Raw genomic sequence first — 14,135 nt, forward strand, 5'->3', positions numbered from 1 at the left:
TCAGCCGGCCCCCCGCCAGGCGCGGGTGACCCGGGGGTCGGCCAGCACGGTGCGGGTGGGCCCGCCGGCGACGAGCCGGCCGTCCGCCAGGGCGTAGACGGAGTCGGCGAGTTCGGCGACCAGCTCGGCGTCGTGCTCGACCAGCAGCAGGGCCATGCCGCGGTCGGCGAGGCCGCGCAGGACGGTCACCAGACGGGCCGTCTGTGCGGTGTCCAGTCCGGCGGCCGGTTCGTCCAGGAGGAGCACCCTGGGTCCGCCGGCCAGGGCCCGGGCCAGCTCCACCAGCCGGAGCACGCCGGTCGGCTGCTCCGCGGCCGGCTCGGCGGCGACGTCCTGCAGCCCGAACAGTCCGAGCGCCCGGGCCGTGCGCTCCGCGGCTGCCCGGGGGTCGGGCCGGCCGCGGTGCTGCTCGGCGCCGACCCGGACGTTGTCGGCGACGGAGAGCGTGGGGAAGACGGCGATCTGCTGGAAGGTCCGGGCCAGCCCGAGCCGCACCCGCCGGTGGGCGGCGAGCCGGGTGACGTCCCGCCCGCCCAGCAGCACCCGGCCCGCGTCGGGGCGGACGGTGCCGGCGAGGCAGTCGAAGAGGGTGCTCTTGCCGGCGCCGTTGGGGCCGATCAGTGCGGTGATCCGGCCCGGCGGCGCCAGCAGGTCCACCCCGGCGACGGCCTCGATCCCGCCGTAGCGGTACACGATGCCGCGCGCGGTGAGACGGGCGGTGGCCGTGGTGGCGGCGGTGGTCACGGCGGACCTCCGTCCGCCCGGGAGGGCCGGTGCCGCCGCTCGTCGGCCGGCCGAGCGGCGACCAGGGCCCGGACGCGCCGGCCGGCCGGGCTGAGGCGGGACGCGGGCAACGGGGGCGCCGTGGCCCGCGGCCGGCGGGCGGGAAGGGCGGCGAGGCCGCCGGGCAGACGGCCGATCGCGACGGCGAGGGCGCCGACGGCGACGGCGGAGACGCCCGCGGTGGTGCCGGCGTCGAGGCCGGTGAGCAGGGCGGCGACGAGGACGGCGCCGAGCGCGCTGTCGGCGCCGGCGACGACGACGGCGGCGAACCAGAGCAGACCGCGGACGGGGTCGAAGGCGGCGGGGTCGAAGGCCCGGCCGGCGAGGCCCATCAGGCCGCCGCCGAGCGCGGCGAGCGCGGCGCCGGCGACGAAGGCGAGCAGCTTGAGGCCGGGGACGTCCACCCCGGCCGCGGTGGCGCCCGCCTCGTGGTCGCGCACGGCGGTGAGGGCGCGGCCGGTGCGGCCCCGGTGCAGGGCGCGGACGGTGAGCAGGCCGAGGCCGAGCAGGAGGAGTTCGGCGAGGTAGAAGGCCCGGTCGCCGCTGAGCAGGGCGGGGCGGTCCAGGGTGAGCCCGGTGGTGGCGTAGGGCTGCTGGAAGACGAAGCGGCTCATCGCGGTGCCGACGGCGAAGGTGACGAGGGCGAGGGCCAGGCCGCGGCGCCGGATCGCGGGCCAGCCGGTGAGCAGGCCGAGCGGCGCGGTGGCCAGGACGGCGAGCAGCAGCGCGGGCAGGGCGGGCAGCGGTGGGACGCCGGGGATCCGGCCGGACATCAGCAGCCCGGTACCGAGCGCGCCCAGGCCCGCGTACCCGGCCTGGCCGAGCGAGATCTGCCCGCCGTAGCCGGTCACGACGACGACGGAGAGCAGGACGAGGGCGAGCGCGGGCACCAGCAGGGCGCTGCGCAGGTCGTTGCCGCGGAAGCCCAGCGGCAGCAGGAGCAGGACCAGGCAGACCGCCCCGGCGACCCGGCCGCCGCGCCCGCCGCCACCGGGCCCGCCCCCACCGGGCCCGCCCCCACCCGGCCGGGCCCGGCGGGCGGCCAGCGGCGCGAGGTCGTGGCTGCCGCCGGTGATGTGCGGGCCGGCCAGCAGGGCGGTGACGAGCAGCGCGATGACGAACAGGTTGGACTGCACGGCCTGGACCAGCGGCAGCAGTTGGCCGGACGGCCGGAGCCGGGTGAGTTCCGCCTGGGCGACGCCGAGGCCGAGCCCGGTCGCGACGGCCACCGGGATGCTGCGCAGCCGGGCGGCGACGGCCACCGCCATGGTCTCCATCACCAGCAGCGGCAGCCCGTACGGGTCGAGCAGCAGGTAGGGGGCGAGGGCGACGCCGACCAGCCCGGCGGTGAAGGTGCCGAAGGCCCATCCGGCGGCGGAGAGCCGGTCGGCGTCGACCCCGGCGAGGGCGGCGAGGCGGCGGTCGTCCACGACGGCCCGCAGCCGCAGGCCGAAGCCGGTCCAGCGGGTGACGGCGGTGACGCCGAGACCGAGGACGAGGATGGCGGCCAACTGGGCGACGGTGTCCGGCCGCAGGGTGTGCCCGCCGGGCAGCCGGATCGGGGTGCCGCCGAGCGGGGAGGGGGCACCGGCCAGCGGGGCCGGGCCCCAGAGCAGCACGACCAGGCCGATGAGCAGCACGAAGACGCCCAGCCCGGCGACCATGGTCTCGGCCGGTCCGGCGCCGCGCCGCTGCAGGGGGCGGTGGACGAGGACGTCGAGCAGGACGCCGAGCGCCGGGGCGACCAGCAGCAGGCAGCAGGCGACGGCGGGCCACACCGGCCAGTGCCGGACCACGACGAGGTCCCGCAGCAGGTAGGCGACGGCCATCGCCTGGGCGCCCTGGGCGATGTTGAGCACGCCGGTGGCGCGGTGGCAGACGACCAGGCCGATGCCGCTGAGCGCGGCGGCGCAGCCCACGGTGAGCCCGGCGAGGGCGAGGTCGACGGTGAGCCCGAGCGAGTCGGCGGGCGCGGCGAGCAGGACGTCCACCGGTTCACCCGCCGGGCGGGGCGGATTCGCCCGGACGGGTGGCGGGCCCGTCCGGGTCGCCGTCCGGCTCGCAGACCGGGCAGGGCGTCAGCGAGCGGTCCCGCACGGCCGCCGCGTCCACCGCCCCGGCCCGCTCCTTGCCGGAGACCAGCGGGCAGTCCGGCCGGTGGTAGTGGGTGCCCCCGGGGAGGGCGCACCGCCCGGTGGCGGCCCCGCCGCCGCCCTGCGGCTCGTCCGGTTCGACCAGCAGCTCGTACAGCCGGGCCACCCGTCGGCCGGTGACGTCCCCGGGCCCGTCCGGCGGCGGCGGGCGCACGGCCACGATCACCGCGCCGGAGACGATGAGGGCCGCGCCGGGAACGGTCGAGGAGGCCAGGTAGGGGATCTGCTGTTCGGCGAAGCGCTCGCCGGAGACCCCGTACCAGCCGAGCACGCACAGCACCGCCCCGACCGCCAGGAGGATCCAGCCGGCCCACTCCCGCCCGCCCCGGACGGCCCGCAGCCGGCGGGCACCGCGCCGGACGGGGGAAGCCCCCGCCGCGGGGCGGGTGGTCCCTCCGCCGGATTGCGATTCGTCCATGGATCCGCCTTGATGGTGTCACTTGCGACGTTTCCAGGATCGGCCTGGAACAGCATCCGGGACACCGCGAGCGGGACCGGGCGGCGCAGTCGAGAGGGAACACCATGCGCGTGACGCGAAGCGGCACCCCCACGGGCGGCGGCCCGGCCCGGCGGACGGCGGGCGCGCTGCTCGCCCTGCTGCTGGTGGCCACGGCGGCCGCGTGCAGCAGCAGCACGTCCGGGTCCTCGGCGACCACCTCGGCCGCCGCGAGCCCGAGCGCCTCCGCGAGCGCCACCTCCGGCGGTTCGCCGACCGCGTCCGGCGGCACGGCGCCCGCCGATCCGGCTGCCGCGAAGACGGAGGTCACCGCCAACTGGGAGAAGTTCTTCGACCCCGCCACCCCGATCCCGGACAAGGCCAAACTGCTCCAGGGCGGTGACGCGCTGCTCCCGGCGCTGCAGGGCTTCGCACAGGACCCGCGGGTCGGCCAGGTGCAGGCGAAGGTCACCGACGTCGCGTTCACCGACGCGAACGACGCCACCGTCACCTACTCGCTCTCCCTGCAGGGCACCGTCGTCGAGCCCGCCGCGACCGGCCAGGCCGTCCTGGAGAACGGCACCTGGAAGGTGTCCCGCTCGACCCTGTGCGGCCTGATCACCCAGGCCGGCGGCGCCAGCGGCACCCCGATCCCCGGATGCAGATGACGGCCCCGACGCTCCGCCGGGCCGTCGACGCGACGCCGCGCCGGCGGCCCGGCGGCGCCCCGGGGGTGCCGGGGCTCGCGGCCGTCCTGACGGTCCTGGCGCTGCTGCTGCCGCTCGCGGGCTGCGGGACCCGGCTGCCGGCCGACGCCTTCTCCGCCCGGTCGACCCCGGCCGGCGGCACCGGCAGCCCCGGCAGCACCGGCGGGAACCCGGCCTCGGACACCGGCGTCAGCGCCACCGAGATCCGGGTCGGCATCGTCACCTCGACGACCAGCCCCGTCGGCGGCGACGTGTTCAGCGGACCGCGCTACGGAGCCCAGGCCTTCTTCCAGGCCCTCGACGACCGCGGCGGCCTGCACGGACGCACCGTCCGGATCCTCACCTGCGACGACGGCGGCAGCGGCATCGGCAACCAGGACTGCGTGCACCGGCTGATCGACCGGGAGCACGTCTTCGCCTTCGTCAGCGGCAGCGTCCTGGACTACGCGGGCGCCCCCTACGTGAGCGCCCAGGCGGTGCCGGACGTCGGCGGCCAGCCGATCGGCACCGCCTACGACCGCTGGCCTCACCTGTACGGGATCTACGGCAGCAGCGCCCCGCGCGACGGACGGGCCGTCGGCTGGAACGGCACGCTCTACCAGAGCACCGAGGTGTTCCGGTTCTTCCGGGAGCGGCTGGGCGCGGGCACCGCCGCCGTGGTCGCCTACAACCAGGCCGACTCGGCCCGCTACGCCGGTCAGCTGAAGGCCGGGCTGGAGGCCGAGGGCTACCGGGTGCTGCTCCAGACGGTGGACTTCGCGCTGCCGAACTTCCAGGCGGTCGCCGCGGCCGTGCGGGCGGACGGCTCACAGCTGCTGTTCGACGCCATGGACACCCGGGGCAACGTGGCGCTGTGCCGGGCCCTGGACGACGCCGGGGTCGGGCTGACGGCCAAGGTCACCAACGTGCAGAACTGGTCGGAGTCGGTGCGCACCGACTACCAGGCCGTGCCGAACTGCCGCGACGTCCTCTGGGCGACCTCCTCCAGCCTCAACTACGCGGACGAGCAGTACCCGGCGGTGCACGAGTTCCGCACCGCGATGGCCCGGTACTACCCGGACCGCGGGTCGCAGCTGTCCGCCTGGGAACTGGAGGGCTGGGCGGGCGCGCAGTGGCTCGCCGACGCGATGGCGTCCTGCGGGGCCGCGCTGACCCGCTCCTGCACGGAGGCCTTCATGAACCGCGTCGAGCCCTACGACGCGCACGGCCTGATCCTGCCCGCCTCCTTCGTCCCGCAGCCGCCGCCCAGCGGGCCGACCAGGGCCTGTCTGAACGCCGCCCGCTGGCAGGACGCGGCGCAGTCGGGCCGGGGCGGCTGGGTCACCCAGGTGCCGTCGATGACGACCACCTGCTTCGAGGTCCCGCAGCTGCCGTACCGGCCGTGACCGGGGTGGTGCAGGGGCGGATCCGGGGCGGCGTCGGGGGCGGTTCAGGGGCCACGGGGGCCGTACCGGGGCCCGGGCCGCGGGGCTCCGGGGCCGATCAGGGCAGCCGCTCGACCACGACCATCGCCGCGTCGTCGCCCAGCCGGCCGCCCGCGTGGGCGAGCAGGTCCCGGTGCAGGTGGTTCAGCAGCACGGCCGGGCTCTCGCCCTGCCGGGCCGCGAGGCGTTCGGCGAGCGGGTAGAAGTGCCCGTGCGCGTCCCTGGCCTCGATCACGCCGTCGGTGTAGATCAACAGCCGGTCGCCAGGGTGGAAGGGGAAGGTCTCCGTCTCGTACCGGACCGGGGCGAGGTCGCCCAGGCCGAGCGGCGGCGCCGGGTGGCGGGCCGCCAGCGTGGTGATGCCGTCGGGGCGCAGCAGCAGCGGCGGCGGGTGGCCGCAGTCGATCAGGCGGACGGCCGAGCCGTCGTCGGGGATGTCGAGCAGCACGGCGGTGATGAAGGACTCCCCGCCCTCCTCCGCCGCCGCGTCCGCCTCCTCGCCCGGCGCCCGCTGCGGGCGGGACTGCTCGGCCGGCTGGGCGAGGCCCCAGCAGACGGTGCCGTCCAGGTAGGCGGCGAGGCCGGGCAGATCGGGGTACAGGTGGGCGGCGGCGCGGAAGGCGCCGAGCAGCAGGGCCGCGTCGCCCAGCGAGGGCAGGCCCTTGCCGCGGACGTCGCCGACCAGCAGCCGGGTGCCGGTGGTCGTGCGGGCGGCCGCGTAGAGGTCGCCGCCGACCTGCGCCTCGGCCTCGGCGGCCAGGTAGACGGAGGCCAGGTGCAGCGGGCCGATCCGCTCCGGCAGCGGGCGCAGCAGCACCCGCTGGGCGGCCTCGGACACCGAGCGGACCTGGGCCAGCTCGCGCTCGTGCCGGGCGCGCAGCACCCGCAGGCCGACGATCAGCACGGAGACGGCCAGCTGGGCACCCAGCTGGGTCTCGTGGTTGGCGGTGGTCACGCCGTCCCGGGCGAGGCCGATCACGGTGAGCCCGGCCAGGGCCAGCAGGGCGACGGCGGCGGTGGCCCGGGGCCCGGCGACGGAGGCGGTGAGCGCGGGGGCGACGATCAGCAGCGGGCCGAGGTGGATGTCCGGCGGGGAGACGATGTCGACGACGGTGATCACGACGATCAGCGCGAGAGACAGGGCCGTCATCACCCGGCTGTCGGGCCGCCAGGAACGGCGGCGGTCGCGGGGGCGGTCGCGCGGGCGCGGGTCACGGGGACGCTGCCGGAGTGGCACCCCTCCTCTGTACACCGTGCGGGCGGTGCGGCGCACCCGGAGCCGGCGGGCGGGCCCGGACGGCGCCGCCCCGCCGTCAGCCCTCTTCGCCGTAGCGGGCCAGGTAGTCGGCGAAACGGGCGACGTCCGCGTCGGACCAGTCGGTGAAGCGGGCCGTGAAGGCCAGCCGGCGCTGCTCGTTGGCGTCCCGCAGCAGGGTCAGTCCGGCCTCGGTGGCCCGCAGGATCTGGCCGCGCTGGTCGTCCGGGTCGGCCTCGCGGCGCAGCAGGCCGAGCTTCTCCAGGGCGGTGACCTGGCGGCTGACGGTGGACTTGTCGAGCATGAAGTGGGCGGCCACGTCGGCGGCCCGGCAGCCGCCGCGCTCGGTGATCAGGTCGAGGATGCTGTAGGTGACCAGGGAGAGGTCGGGGTGCAGCTGGGAGGCCTTGTGCCGGGCACGGCGGGCGAAGGCGGTCAGCTCGCGCTGGATGGTGTCGATGGACGACTGGCGGCCGGGCACGGGGTTCCTACCTCCTCGAGATTTGTTGCACTATACAACGGAATCACTCGGGCCCGTGCGCCGCACCCCCGACGGCCGACCGGCCCGGGCCGCTTCCCAGGCGCGGGCTGCGGCGATCCGGCGGGTCGTACTCGGGTGAGTGGCGAACAGTAGCTCAAGCACCCTCGGCGGGTCGACATCGGAGACGTTCGCCAGAGCCAGTCTGCGCTGCATCGCGACGAACTGCTCGGGGTCCGCCGTCAGTTCGAGCGCGTGCCGGTCCGCCCTGGCCTCGATCCGGCGGCTCACCGCACACTGCGCCGGGCCCGACAGCGCGCCCAGCAGCGCCGCGCACGCCGCCAGCAGCGGCAGCGCCCGCGGATCCGCGGCGTCCGTCGCCCCGGCCGCCGACAGCAGCGGCGCCCAGCCGCTCAGCACGCCCAGCACCGCCACCGCCACCGCGGCGCCCAACGCGCCCAGCACGGTGCCCGTCAGCACGTCCCGGTGCTTCACGTGGCCCAGCTCGTGCGCCACCACCAGCTCCACCTCGCGGGGCTGCGCGGTCGACACCAGGGTGTCGTAGGCGACGATCCGCCGGGTCGCGCCCAGCCCCGAGACGTAGGCGTTGAGCGCGGTGGTCCGCCGCGAGGCGTCCGCCACCAGCACGTCCCGCACCCGCACGCCGTCCCGCTCCGCCAGCGCCAGCAGGGCGGTGCGCAGCCCGCCCGGCGCCATCGGGGCGAAGCGGTTGAAGACCGGCTCGATCAGCAGCGGGTGGAGGAAGGAGAGCGCCACGGTGAGCCCGGCCGCGGCCGCGGCCCCCGGCACCCACCAGTACCGCGGCGACCACGCGGTCAGCGCGAACAGCCCGAGCGCGAGCGGCAGCACCAGCGCGAGGCCCAGCGCCAGACCGCGCAGCGCGTCCAACAGCCACCCGGCCCAGCCCTGCGTCACCAGCCCGTACCGGGCCCGGACCACCCGGACCCGGGCGCCGAACGGCAGCTGCAGTGCCTGGCCCAGCACCAGCAGCGCCGCCGCGCCCGCCAGCACCTGGGCCGTCCGGGAGCCGCCGAACCAGCCCCCGACGGCGACGACCAGGCCGGCCCCGGCCGGGGTGAGACCGAGCAGCAGGGTCAGCGCCAGCCCGGCGAGCCGCCCGCCCAGCGCCCACGGCAGCTGGGCGCGGCGCAGCGCGCGGCCGCGGGCGAGCTCGGCGGGGGTGAAGTCGCCGGGGCCGGCGTCGGCTCCGGCTCCGGGATCGGGGTCGGGATCGGCCGGCGGGGTGGTCACGGTCTCGTCCATGGGCGGCTCGCGGCTCCGGGTTCGGGCGGACGGGGTGGTCGGGGTGGTCGGGGCTCCAGGATCCCGCACCACGGGCGGTCGGCGCCCGGCCCCCGGTCTCGGGGGCGGCCGGTGCGGTGCTCCGCGGGCCACATCCGGCGCTCCCCGGCCGGGCCTCCCTCAGTCCTCGGCCGGGCCGGTGGCGCCGTGGACGCCGGCCCGCAGCAGCTGGTGGCCGAGGTCGACCAGGGCGCGGCCGGCCGCGAACTCGTCCCCGACGGCGGGCGCCGGGGCGTCGAACGGGCCGCGGCGGGCGAGGGCGTCGCTGTGCAGCACGGTGCCGTCGGCGTCCAGCACGGCGTGCACCCGGGTGGTGCCGCCGTCCTCGACCACGTGCAGGCTGAGCTGCCAGTCCTTGGTGCGGACGGGATCGGGGCCCGGTCCGCCGGGCTCCTCGCCGACCGTCGACCGCGCCGCGACGGGCGCCTCCGGCCGGACCGCCGCCCCTGCCGCCTCCGCCGCCTCCGCCGGGACGCGCGGTGCGGCCGAGGCCGTCCCGTCGGCGCGCACGATCACCACCGGGCAGGTCCCGTGCACGGCGCAGCGGACGCTGACCGACCCGAGCAGCGTCCGGGCGAAGGTGCCGCGCCCCCGGCTGCCCAGCACCAGCAGGTCCGCCTCCTCGGCCGCCTCCAGCAGCACCTCGGCGGCGTGCCCGGGCAGCAGGCTCTCCCGGACCTCCACCGGGCGGTCGCGCCCCAGCACCTCGTCCACCTCGGTGGTCAGGGTGCGCCGGGCCGTCTGCTCGAAGCCGTCGTCCACCACCGGCATGTACCAGCCGTACAGCGACGGGTACTCCCAGGCCGCGACGGCGTCCACCACCGCCCCGGTCAGCGCGGCCTGGTCGACCGCCCAGCGCAGTGCGGCCCTCGACGGCGCCGAACCGTCGATGCCGACCACGATCCGGCGCGAGCGGCCGGCGACGGCCTCGATGCTGCCCATGACGAACCACCTCCGGAACGGGCCCGCCGCCCGTGTCGGGCGGCCCCCTCCTCCACGCTGCCCGCCCGGGCGGGCGGAGCGCCAGGGACGGGACGGCCCGGTCCGCGTGCCGGTCGGGACGGACGGGCCCACTGGGGCCGGAGCGGGTCGCCGTGTCGGCCTGTGTCCGAAATGTTGCGGATCCGGGGCGGAGGGGTGGCGGAGCCGTGGCGTAGGCTGACCGCGCTCGGATCGACCTCGGGGGGAACCACTCATGCGCCGTGCCGCGGCCGCCGTCGCGCTGCTCGTCGGGCTGACCGCCGTCACCGCCTGCGGCCCGGACGACCCCGACCCGGCACCCGCCGCCGCGAGCCCCGCCGCCTCCGCCGCGGCGAGCAGCCCGGCCGCCACCCCCGGCGCCGCCCCCACCGGGAGCACCGGCGGGAAGGACACCACCACGCCCCGGCCCGACGGCAGCATCACCGTCGCCTTCGCCGGGGACGTCCACTTCGAGGGCCGCACCGAGGCCAGGCTCGCCGTCCAGCCGCCCGAGCCGGCCCTCGGCCCGCTCTCCCGGACGCTCGCCGACGCCGACCTCTCCGTGCTCAACCTGGAGACCGCGATCACCGATCGCGGCGCCCCCGAGCCGAAGACCTACACCTTCCGCACCTCGCCCAAGGCGCTCTCGGCGCTCAAGGACTCCGGCGTCGACGTCGTCTCGATGGCCAACAACCACGCCGTCGACTTCGGCGCCGACGGCCTCGCCGACACCCTCGCCGCCAAGGACTCCTCGCCGATCCCGGTCGTCGGCGTCGGCCACGACGCCAAGGAGGCGTACGCCCCCTACGTCACCACCGTGCGCGGCGTGAAGGTCGCGGTGGTCGCCGCCAGCCAGGTGGAGGACCTCACCAACCAGAAGTGGCGGGCCGGCGCCAACAAGCCGGGCATCGCCTCGGCCCTGGACGTCCCCGCCGTGGTCAAGGCGGTCGAGGCGGCGAAGCGGCAGGCGCCCGTCGTCCTCGTCTACCTGCACTGGGGGGACGAGGGCAAGGCCTGCCCGACCGGCCCGCAGACCACCATCGCCAAGAAGCTCGCCGCCGCCGGCGCCACCGCGGTGGTCGGCACCCACGCCCACACCATGGTCGGCTCCGGCATGCTGGGCAGCACCTACGTCGGCTACGGCTTCGGCAACTTCCTCTGGTACGGCACCTCCAACTACGCCTTCTCCAACGAGACCGGCGTCACCACCCTCACCATCGGCAAGGACGGCAAGGTGGACGGGGAGGCCTTCGCCCCGGCGACCATCGACGACAAGGGCGTTCCGCAGCCCGTCACGGGTGCCGCCGCCGAGGCCGCCCTCAAGCGCCGGGACTCCCTGCGCGGCTGCGCCGGCCTCGCCCCGGCCCCGGCGGCACCCGGGGCCGGCGCGGCGTCCGGGGCCGGCGCGGCGCCGACCGGGTCGGGTCCGGCGACGCCCCGCCCGACGGGGGCGGGCCGGGCGACCGGGGCTCCCGCGGCCGGGGCGCCGGCGACACCGGCGCGCTGACCGCGGCCGAGGGCGCGCGTTCTCCGCCCGCGCCGGTCCTGCGGCGGCCCGTCGCCGCCGGACCGGGAGCGCCGCAGGCGGGACCCGGCCCCGGACAGCGGTGTCAGAGCGGGCGGCCGTGCCGCCAGTAGCCCTTGGCGTGGAGCAGCTCGCGGGGGACGGCCCGCCCGGCGAGCAGGTGGCGACGGACGTCGTCGACGGCCGAGGCCTCGCCGGCGACCCAGGCCGCGGAGCCGGGCGGCGGCTCGGCGGCGGTGGCGGAGCGGGCGAACAGACGGCCCTTGTCGCCGGGAACGCCGTGGCCGCCGCCCGCGTCGCGCGGCAGCCAGCGCACCGTCAGATCGGCACGGGTGGCGAGGGGGAGGGCGTCCGCGGCGGTGGCGATCTCGAAGTGGGCGGACACCCGGGTGCCCGCCGGGAGCTGTTCGAGCAGGCTGAGCGCCGCGGGCAGGGCGCTCTCGTCGGCTGCCAGCAGCAGGTGCGCCGCGCCGTCGAGCGCGGGGCGTCCACCGCGCGGCCCGACCAGCCGGGCGCGTGCGCCGGGCCTGGCGACGGAGGCCCACCGGGAGAGCGGCCCGCCGCCGTGCAGCACGACGTCCAGGTCGACCTCCTGCTGCGCGGGGCGGTGGTGGCGGATGGTGTAGGCCCGGGACTGGCCGTCGGGGATCGCCAACTTCACCCACTGGGTGGGGAACTCGACGCCGAGGGCGGCCAGGGTGGGCCCGGCGAAGGTGAGCCGGGTGAGGGTGGGGGTGAGCGGGGTGACGGCGGTCAGCACCACGTCGTGCGTGGGGCGCAGGCGTCGGAACACGGCGACTCCTGGATCGGCCCGGGGCGGTCGCGCGCCGGGCTGGAGGAAGGTGGGGTCAGCGCGGGAGGTGGCGGTCGACGAGCGCGGACACGAAGGCGGTGTCCAGCGGGCGGCGCAGCACCAGGGCGCGGTGGTAGAGCGGGGCCAGCAGCGCGTCGAGCAGCGCGGCGGCGTCGTCCTCGGTCAGGCCGAGCTGCTCGCGGACCAGGGAGACGTCCCGGGCGCGCAGCCCGTCGAGGAATCCGGTGTGCAGCAACTCGGCCGTTCGGGCGTCGAGTTGGGCGTGCCCGAGGAGGGCGAGCAGGACCTTGCCGGCCGGTTCCTCGGCGAGGAAGCGGGCGTGCAGGTGGACGTAGCCGCGCAGGTCGGCGGGCTCGGGCCAGGCGAGGGCGCCTTCGGCGTCCAGCACCAGGTTGTCGAAGAGGATGTCGACCTTCGACTTCCACCAGCGGTAGATGGTCTGCTTGGCGACCCCCGCGGCCGCCGCGATGCCCTCGATGGTGAGCGCCTCGAAGCCGTGCTCGACCAGGAGGTCGTCGGCGGCGTTCAGGACGGCCAGGCGCGCGGCCTCGCTGCGGCGGCCGCTGGTGGCGCGGGTGCCGGCGGTGGCGGGGCTGGGCTGGCTGGCGATGGTGCTGGGGTCCTCACGCGGGCGGGGGTACGGCTCGGCCGGGGTCATCCTCTCACGCGTCCCTGCGGTGCCCGGGCCGCGTCCTCCCGGTGCCCGGGTGCAGCGGTGCCACCGCTGCGGAGCAGCCCGGCGGCGACCGCGAGCGCCAGGAGGGCGACGACGGCGCTGAAGACGACCCCGGCCGTGCGCAGGTCGGTGGCCCGGATCAGCAGGCCGACGCCGACCACCGGCACCGACAGCATGGTGTAGAGCACCGCGAAGAACGCGGAGACCGCCTCGCCGCGCCGCTCCGGCGGGACCCCGCCGTTGACGGTGCCGAGTCCGGTCGCCACGGCCGTCCCGGTGGCCAGGCCGTTCACCCCCGCACCGAGCAGCAGCGGCGTGAGCGAGGAGGTGAGCAGGGCCGTCGCGACGAGCGCGGCGGCCAGCACCAGTCCGGCGCAGGCGGCGGGCAGGGCGCGGGCCTTCGGCAGGCTCCGGGCGAGCAGTTGCCCGACGGCCGTGGCGGCGAAGGCGAGGCAGACCACCAGCCCGGCCAGCGCGTGGTCGTGCAGTCCGAGGACGGTCGCCAGGAAGAGCCCGCTGACCGCGGTCAGCACGCCGAGCACGGCGAAGCCGGAGCCGCCGGCGACCGCCGCGCGCCGGAACGCCGGGCGGACGGCGGCGGGCACGCGCAGCGGCTGGAGCCGCGGCCGGAAGCCGACCGGCGCGGTGACGGTCTCCGGCACCGCGAGCAGGCCCACCAGGGCCACGCCCGTGAGGACCAGCATCACCGTCCACGGCAGCCGCAGCGGGGAGCCGGCCCACTCGGCGAGCAGTCCGGCCAGCAGGGTGCCGCCGGCCAGGCCGCCCATGTTCGCCGCGAGGGCGACGGTCTGGGCGCGCAGCCGACGCTCCGGCGGGGCGAGGTCGAGCAGGGCGGCGGTGGCGGCGCCGGTGACCAGGGCGGCGGCGAGGCCGGACAGCACCCGGGCGGCGAGCAGCCAGGGCAGCGAGTCGGCGGCCTCGAACAGGCCTGCGGCACCCGCGGCGAGCAGCAGGCCGAGGGCGAGGACGGGGCGGCGGCCGATCTCGTCGGAGAGCCGGCCCAGGGCGACCAGCCCGGCGACCACTCCCGCCGCGTACACCGCGAAGATCACCGTGACCGTCAACGGGGTGAAGCCCAGAGCGTGTTGGTAGAGCGGGTAGAGCGGGGTCGGCACGGTGGTGCCGGCCATGGTGGTCCAGAAGGCGAAGGCCAGGGCGGCCCGGGCGAGGCGGCGGCCCGGGGCGGCGGGGCCGGCGCTGTGGGGGTCGGGGCCGGGTGTGCGGGGGTCGGGGCCGGCGCTGTGGGGGTCGGGGCCGGGCGTGCGGGGGTCGGGGCCGGCGCTGTGGGGGTCGGGGCCGGGTGTGCGGGCGCCGGTGGTGCCGCCGGTTCCGGTGGCGGGGGTGGGTGGCCCTGAGGGCATGAGGGTGCTCCCTTCGGAGCGGAAAGTGGACGCAACGTTGCGTTGCGCTTCGATGGGTCGGAAGCTAGCACTAGACGCAACGTTGCGTCCAGATTCGATGCCGCATCGGGCCGAGGCGGGGTGGAGTCGGTCGGCGAGGTGGGGAGTTGACGGTCGCGCAGACTCTCGGTGCAGGCGAACAAATGTGTTAGGTTAGGCTTGCCTAATCTTGCTGGTCGG

The 14,135-nt window shown here is 77.3% G+C and carries 13 protein-coding genes; 3 read left to right on the plus strand and 10 right to left on the minus strand.

The genetic code is table 11. From position 1 onward, the window contains the following. Genes ACIA8Q_RS02840 through ACIA8Q_RS02850 form a run of 3 tightly spaced genes read right to left on the minus strand, consistent with a single transcriptional unit; the run spans nt 1 to nt 3,354 of the window. On the minus strand, nt 1–744 hold the full coding sequence (locus tag ACIA8Q_RS02840; RefSeq protein WP_360205094.1) for an ATP-binding cassette domain-containing protein: 744 nt from the start codon (nt 742–744) through the stop codon (nt 1–3). After that, nucleotides 741–2,774: an ABC transporter permease gene (locus ACIA8Q_RS02845; protein ID WP_396316668.1), complete on the minus strand. Its 2,034-nt coding sequence runs from the start codon at nt 2,772–2,774 to the stop codon at nt 741–743. Before ACIA8Q_RS02845 ends, ACIA8Q_RS02840 begins: the two co-directional genes overlap by 4 nt. Before the next feature lie 4 nt (nt 2,775–2,778). Continuing rightward, on the minus strand, nt 2,779–3,354 hold the full coding sequence (locus tag ACIA8Q_RS02850) for a hypothetical protein (protein WP_396316669.1): 576 nt from the start codon (nt 3,352–3,354) through the stop codon (nt 2,779–2,781). A gap of 104 nt (nt 3,355–3,458) precedes the next feature. On the opposite strand from ACIA8Q_RS02850, the gene ACIA8Q_RS02855 reads away from it, so the two are divergent. Beyond that, the gene (locus ACIA8Q_RS02855) at nt 3,459–4,040 is read left to right on the plus strand and encodes a hypothetical protein (protein WP_396316670.1); all 582 of its coding nucleotides are present in this window, start codon (nt 3,459–3,461) and stop codon (nt 4,038–4,040) included. Next, complete coding sequence (locus ACIA8Q_RS02860; RefSeq protein ID WP_396316763.1) at nt 4,037–5,464, plus strand: ABC transporter substrate-binding protein; 1,428 nt, start codon at nt 4,037–4,039, stop codon at nt 5,462–5,464. Before ACIA8Q_RS02855 ends, ACIA8Q_RS02860 begins: the two co-directional genes overlap by 4 nt. A gap of 97 nt (nt 5,465–5,561) precedes the next feature. Here ACIA8Q_RS02860 and ACIA8Q_RS02865 read toward each other — a convergent pair whose 3' ends face one another. The 4 genes from ACIA8Q_RS02865 to ACIA8Q_RS02880 form a co-directional block, all read right to left on the minus strand. After that, nucleotides 5,562–6,653 carry a PP2C family protein-serine/threonine phosphatase gene (locus ACIA8Q_RS02865; RefSeq protein ID WP_396316671.1) on the minus strand — a complete coding sequence of 364 codons (1,092 nt, stop codon included), beginning with the start codon at nt 6,651–6,653 and terminating at the stop codon, nt 5,562–5,564. Between the two features lie 163 nt (nt 6,654–6,816). Then, nucleotides 6,817–7,239, minus strand: coding sequence for a MarR family transcriptional regulator (locus tag ACIA8Q_RS02870; RefSeq protein WP_360205111.1), 423 nt, complete (start codon nt 7,237–7,239; stop codon nt 6,817–6,819). Nucleotides 7,240–7,269: 30 nt separating this feature from the next. Beyond that, entirely contained in the window at nt 7,270–8,520 is a 1,251-nt protein-coding gene (locus ACIA8Q_RS02875; RefSeq protein ID WP_360205114.1) for a M48 family metalloprotease, read from the minus strand. A 159-nt stretch (nt 8,521–8,679) separates the two neighbouring features. Further along, nucleotides 8,680–9,501 carry a universal stress protein gene (locus ACIA8Q_RS02880; protein WP_360205116.1) on the minus strand — a complete coding sequence of 274 codons (822 nt, stop codon included), beginning with the start codon at nt 9,499–9,501 and terminating at the stop codon, nt 8,680–8,682. Nucleotides 9,502–9,754: 253 nt separating this feature from the next. Between ACIA8Q_RS02880 and ACIA8Q_RS02885 the strand changes: the two genes are divergently transcribed. Next, a complete protein-coding gene (locus ACIA8Q_RS02885; RefSeq protein WP_360205119.1) occupies nt 9,755–11,026 on the plus strand; it encodes a CapA family protein in 1,272 nt (423 codons plus the stop codon). Between the two features lie 103 nt (nt 11,027–11,129). On the opposite strand, the gene ACIA8Q_RS02890 is transcribed toward ACIA8Q_RS02885, so the two are convergent. The 3 genes from ACIA8Q_RS02890 to ACIA8Q_RS02900 are packed head-to-tail and all read right to left on the minus strand — an operon-like array spanning nt 11,130 to nt 13,916. Next, nucleotides 11,130–11,837, minus strand: coding sequence for a siderophore-interacting protein (locus ACIA8Q_RS02890; RefSeq protein WP_360205122.1), 708 nt, complete (start codon nt 11,835–11,837; stop codon nt 11,130–11,132). Between the two features lie 55 nt (nt 11,838–11,892). Continuing rightward, on the minus strand, nt 11,893–12,516 hold the full coding sequence (locus ACIA8Q_RS02895) for a TetR/AcrR family transcriptional regulator (protein ID WP_360205125.1): 624 nt from the start codon (nt 12,514–12,516) through the stop codon (nt 11,893–11,895). Beyond that, entirely contained in the window at nt 12,513–13,916 is a 1,404-nt protein-coding gene (locus ACIA8Q_RS02900) for an MFS transporter (protein WP_396316672.1), read from the minus strand. Before ACIA8Q_RS02900 ends, ACIA8Q_RS02895 begins: the two co-directional genes overlap by 4 nt. Nucleotides 13,917–14,135 lie beyond the last annotated feature (219 nt).

The sequence above is a fragment of the Kitasatospora sp. NPDC051705 genome (assembly GCF_044453265.1).
Taxonomy (GTDB): domain Bacteria; phylum Actinomycetota; class Actinomycetes; order Streptomycetales; family Streptomycetaceae; genus Kitasatospora.

Excerpts from the sequence above, each read along its gene's own strand:
- ACIA8Q_RS02850 (WP_396316669.1), bottom strand. The coding sequence starts at position 3,354 with ATGGACGAATCGCAATCCGGCGGAGGGACCACCCGCCCCGCGGCGGGG.
- ACIA8Q_RS02855 (WP_396316670.1), top strand. The coding sequence starts at position 3,459 with ATGCGCGTGACGCGAAGCGGCACCCCCACGGGCGGCGGCCCGGCCCGG.
- ACIA8Q_RS02860 (WP_396316763.1), top strand. The coding sequence starts at position 4,037 with ATGACGGCCCCGACGCTCCGCCGGGCCGTCGACGCGACGCCGCGCCGG.
- ACIA8Q_RS02865 (WP_396316671.1), bottom strand. The coding sequence starts at position 6,653 with ATGACGGCCCTGTCTCTCGCGCTGATCGTCGTGATCACCGTCGTCGAC.
- ACIA8Q_RS02875 (WP_360205114.1), bottom strand. The coding sequence starts at position 8,520 with ATGGACGAGACCGTGACCACCCCGCCGGCCGATCCCGACCCCGATCCC.
- ACIA8Q_RS02880 (WP_360205116.1), bottom strand. The coding sequence starts at position 9,501 with ATGGGCAGCATCGAGGCCGTCGCCGGCCGCTCGCGCCGGATCGTGGTC.
- ACIA8Q_RS02885 (WP_360205119.1), top strand. The coding sequence starts at position 9,755 with ATGCGCCGTGCCGCGGCCGCCGTCGCGCTGCTCGTCGGGCTGACCGCC.
- ACIA8Q_RS02895 (WP_360205125.1), bottom strand. The coding sequence starts at position 12,516 with ATGACCCCGGCCGAGCCGTACCCCCGCCCGCGTGAGGACCCCAGCACC.
- ACIA8Q_RS02900 (WP_396316672.1), bottom strand. The coding sequence starts at position 13,916 with ATGCCCTCAGGGCCACCCACCCCCGCCACCGGAACCGGCGGCACCACC.